General features: G+C 74.5%; 3 protein-coding genes. All 3 read left to right on the top strand.

Going from position 1 to position 4,560, the window contains the following annotated elements; genetic code table 11:
* Nucleotides 1–570: hypothetical protein (locus tag ACFRCR_RS17105; RefSeq protein ID WP_377679204.1), on the top strand; the 570-nt coding region annotated here is incomplete at its 5' end.
* A gap of 192 nt (nt 571–762) precedes the next feature.
* The gene (gene adhP / locus ACFRCR_RS17100) at nt 763–1,794 is read left to right on the top strand and encodes an alcohol dehydrogenase AdhP (protein WP_377679202.1); all 1,032 of its coding nucleotides are present in this window, start codon (nt 763–765) and stop codon (nt 1,792–1,794) included.
* Nucleotides 1,795–2,194: 400 nt separating this feature from the next.
* Nucleotides 2,195–4,492, top strand: a complete 2,298-nt coding sequence (locus tag ACFRCR_RS17095) for a DEAD/DEAH box helicase (RefSeq protein WP_377679206.1) — start codon at nt 2,195–2,197, stop codon at nt 4,490–4,492.
* Nucleotides 4,493–4,560 lie beyond the last annotated feature (68 nt).

The raw sequence follows: 4,560 nt of genomic DNA, 5'->3' as shown, positions 1-4,560 counted from the left end.
GCCCGCCCGGCGCGGGCACCCCGCCCGCGCCGGACCACGCAGCCCCCCGCACCAGAGCACTCGGAGCACCTCATGGACGCGTCCGGACCTCCTCCCGCCGACGGCTCGACCAGCTCGACCGGCTCGACCGCAGGGCGCTCCCCGGCGTCGGGCACTCCCCCCGTGCCTCCGCCCCTGCCACGGGGCGCGTGGCTGCTGCGCGGCGTGACGGCCGCAGGGCTGCTGCTGTCGGCCGACGTGCACCTGTTCCTCTACGTCCAGGGCTACCAGGACATCGAGGTCGTGGGCCCGTTGTTCCTGCTCAACGCGGTCGCGGGGTTCGCGCTCGGGCTCCTGGTCCTGGTGTGGCGCCACTGGCTGCCGCTCCTGGGGGCGATCGGGTTCTCGGTCGCGACCCTGGGCGCGTTCTACCTGTCGACGACCGTCGGCTTCTTCAGCGTCGAGGAGACGGTCGGCGGGGTCCAGCAGGTCACGGCCGCGGTCGCCGAGTGGGTCGCGCTCGTCGGTGCGCTGCTGGCACTCGTGATCGAGCGCCGTCGTGCGTCGGGACGGTCGCGGAAGAACGCCTGACCTGCACAGACATCGCATCTGACGCTGTTCACGACCCCGCCGCGCGCGCTCCCCCACACTCGCCGCGCACCGGCAGACCCCCTCGGTTACGGTCGAGGAGCCGGACATCATCGGACGCGCCGCGCGTCCCGTCGCGCCTGACGCCAGTCGACGGCTCGACCCACCCCCGGTGTCCGCTCCTGGAGGAGAGTCATGAGCACCATGAAGGCAGCCGTCGTCCACACGTTCGCCGCGCCGCTCACGATCGACGACGTCGAGGTCCCCACCCCCGGACCCCTCGAAGCGCTCGTCAAGGTCGACTACACCGGCGTGTGTCACACCGACCTGCACGCCGCGCACGGCGACTGGCCGGTCAAGCCCTCCCCGCCGTTCGTGCCCGGCCACGAGGGCGTCGGCACCGTCGTGGCCGTCGGCGACCAGGTCACGCGCGTCGCGGTCGGCGACAAGGTCGGCAACGCCTGGCTCTGGAGCGCGTGCGGCGAGTGCGAGTACTGCGAGACCGGCTGGGAGACCCTCTGCCCGCAGCAGAAGAACGGCGGCTACTCGGTCGACGGCTCGTTCGGCCAGTACATGCTCGTCGACTCCCGCTACGCCCCGATCATCCCCGACGGCGTCGAGGACTCCGCGGTCGGCCCCATCCTGTGCGCGGGCGTCACGGTCTACAAGGGCCTCAAGCAGACCGACACCCAGCCCGGCGAGTGGGTGCTGGTCTCCGGTATCGGCGGCCTGGGGCACATCGCCGTGCAGTACGCCGTGGCCATGGGGCGCCGCGTCGCCGCGGTCGACGTCGACGACGACAAGCTCGCCCTGGCCCGCAAGCACGGTGCCGAGGTCACGGTCAACGCCGCCACCTCGGCCGACGCCGCGGCCGAGATCCAGGAGAAGACCGGCGGCGGCGTGCACGGCGCGCTCGTGACGGCCGTCAACGCCCACGCGTTCCCGCAGGCCGTCGGCGCGCTGCGCCGCGGCGGCACCGTGTCCCTCGTGGGCCTGCCCCCCGAGAAGTTCCCGCTCGACATCTTCACGACTGTCCTGTTCGGGCTCACGGTCCGCGGCTCGATCGTGGGGACCCGCAAGGACATGGCCGAGGCGCTGGACTTCTTCGCGCGCGGCAAGATCACCCCGACCTACACCGTCCGGCCGCTGAGCGACGTCAACGACATCTTCGGCGAGATGGAGAAGGGCGCGATCGACGGGCGCGTCGTCATGGACATGCGCTCCTGAGAAGCCCTGAGGGGCCGCTGCCCGCCCCCTGCCCGCCCCTGCCCGTCGCTGAGGGCCCGGTGCGGCCGGCCGACTCCCGTCGGACGCACCGGGCCCCGCCTGTGCACGACCGCGCACTGTCCCACCCAGCGCCTACGATCGCTGGGTGACCTCGTTCCCCCGTGACCAGCACGACCCGTACGCCGATCTCCCTGCCGACTTCGCGTCGGAGCCCCCTGCCGACCTCTACGACGAGCCCCCGGTCCCCGACGACGCGGGAGCCGCTCCGGTGCGCCGGTCCGCTGCTCCCGGTGCGGCCCCGGCTCCCTCGGCCGCGCCGGCCGACGCGGCGGTCGACGCGCCGGCCGACGCAGCGTCGGGCGCCTCCGCAGCCGACGCCGCGCGACTCGCCAAGGTCGCCATGCTGCGCGGGCTCCTCGAGGGCAAGGACCTGCGCGAGGAGGCCGAGGCCGCGCTCCGTAAGCTCGTGGGCCGCGAGGACGCCGCGCTGCGCGACGACCAGTGGCTCGCGATCGAGGCCCTGGTCGCGTTCCGCCGTCGGGCCCTCGTGGTCCAGCGCACCGGCTGGGGCAAGTCCGCGGTCTACTTCGTCGCGACCTCGCTGCTCCGCTCGCGCGGCGCAGGCCCCACGGTCATCGTCTCGCCGCTGCTCGCCCTGATGCGCGACCAGATCTCCGCCGCGGCCCGCGCCGGGATCCGCGCCGTGACGATCAACTCCTCGAACATGACCGAGTGGGACGAGGTGCACGCCGCGATCGCCGCGGGCGAGGTCGACGTGCTGCTCTGCTCGCCCGAGCGGCTCAACAACCCCGGCTTCCGCGACGAGGTGCTCCCCCGGCTCGCCGCCGACGCGGGCCTCGTCGTGATCGACGAGGCGCACTGCATCTCCGACTGGGGCCACGACTTCCGGCCCGACTACCGGCGCATCCGCACCCTGCTCGCTGACCTTCCCCCGGGCATCCCGGTGCTCGCGACGACCGCGACCGCGAACGAGCGCGTCACCGCGGACGTCGCCGAGCAGCTCGGCGTCACGGGGGCGTCGGTCGGCACGGGAGCCGAGGGCACCGCCGCCCGTGCGCCCGGTGGCCCGCGCGAGGACGTGCTCGTGCTGCGCGGCGGCCTCGACCGCGAGTCGCTGCACCTGGCCGTCCTGAACCTGCCCGACCAGCCGAGCCGCATCGCGTGGCTCGCGGAGACCCTTCAGGACGTCGACGGCTCGGGGATCGTCTACTGCCTGACGGTCTCGGCCGCCGAGCAGGTCGCGAGCCAGCTCCGCGCCACAGGCCTGGCCGTGGCCGCGTACACGGGCCAGACGGACACGACCGAGCGCGAGCAGCTCGAGGCGGACCTCAAGGAGAACCGGGTCAAGGCGCTCATCGCGACCTCGGCGCTCGGCATGGGTTTCGACAAGCCGGACCTCGCGTTCGTCGTGCACCTCGGCGCCCCCTCGTCCCCCATCGCGTACTACCAGCAGGTCGGTCGTGCGGGGCGCGGCGTCGACAGCGCGGTCGTGGTGCTGCTGCCCGGCGAGGAGGACCGGCGCATCTGGGAGTACTTCGGCTCGCTCGCGTTCCCCGCCGAGCGTCAGGTCCGCGAGACGCTCACGGCCCTCGAGGCGGGCGGCGGCACGCAGTCGGTCGCAGCCCTCGAGACGCAGGTCGACCTCAAGCGCTCGCGCCTGGAGACCATGCTCAAGGTCCTCGACGTCGACGGCGCGGTGCGCCGCGTCAAGGGCGGCTGGGTCTCGACCGGGCAGCCGTGGGTCTACGACGCCGACCGGTACGCGCGCGTCGAGCAGACCCGGCTCGCCGAGCAGCGCTCCATGATCGACTACGAGGCCACGACCGGCTGCCGCATGGCGTTCCTGCGCTCGACGCTCGACGACCCCGAGCTCGAACCCGGCTGGACGTGCGGACGGTGCGACCGCTGCGGCGGCGTCGACCTGCCCGCGGCCCCCGACGCCGAGGCCGTCTCCGCGGCGCGCGCCGACATGGACCGCCCGGGTGTCGAGGTCGTCGCGCGACGCCAGTGGCCCACGGGCCTGGACCGGATGGGGCTCGACCTCAAGGGTCGCCTGTCCCCCGAGGAGCTCGCGTCCCCGGGGCGCGCCGTCGCGCGCCTCGACGGCCTGGGCTGGTCGGGCCCGCTGCGCGAGCTCTTCGCGCCCGGCGTGCCCGACGGCGAGACCCCCGTCGCGCTGCGACGCGCCGCCGCGCGCGTGCTCGACGAGTGGGACGCGCTGTACGCGGTCGCGCCCACCACCGGCGGCTCCGACGTGGCCGGAGCAGCCGACGGTGTCGCGGCGGCGGACGGGACGGCCGACGATTCCGCCCCCGCCCGCCGGCTCCTGCTCGACGGCGTGGTCTCCGTCCGGTCGGCCACGCGCCCCCACCTGGTCCAGCACCTGGCCGGCGGGCTCGCGCGCTACCTCGACCGCCCGCTCGTCGGGTCGGTCGGTCCCGTGCCGGGCCGCGAACAGCCCGGCCGGCACGACGTGAACTCGGCCATGCGACTGGCGGGGGTGGTCGAACGGCTGCAGCTCGAGCTGTCCGGGCCTGCGCGGGCCGGGCTCGCGGGGCGCCGGATCCTCCTGGTCGACGACTACACCGACTCGGGCTGGACCCTCACCGTCGCCGCGCGCCTGCTGCGCCAGGCGGGTGCCGCCGCGGTCTACCCGTTCGTGCTCGGCGTGCGCTGAGGGCGCGACACGACTGCGCCGTCCACGGCGCACGAGAACGGGGCGCGGACCGGAGACCATCTCTCCGG

The sequence above is a fragment of the Oerskovia sp. NPDC056781 genome (assembly GCF_042789955.1).
In the GTDB taxonomy this organism is placed as follows: domain Bacteria; phylum Actinomycetota; class Actinomycetes; order Actinomycetales; family Cellulomonadaceae; genus Oerskovia; species Oerskovia rustica.
This window is presented reverse-complemented; position numbering and strand designations above follow the sequence as displayed.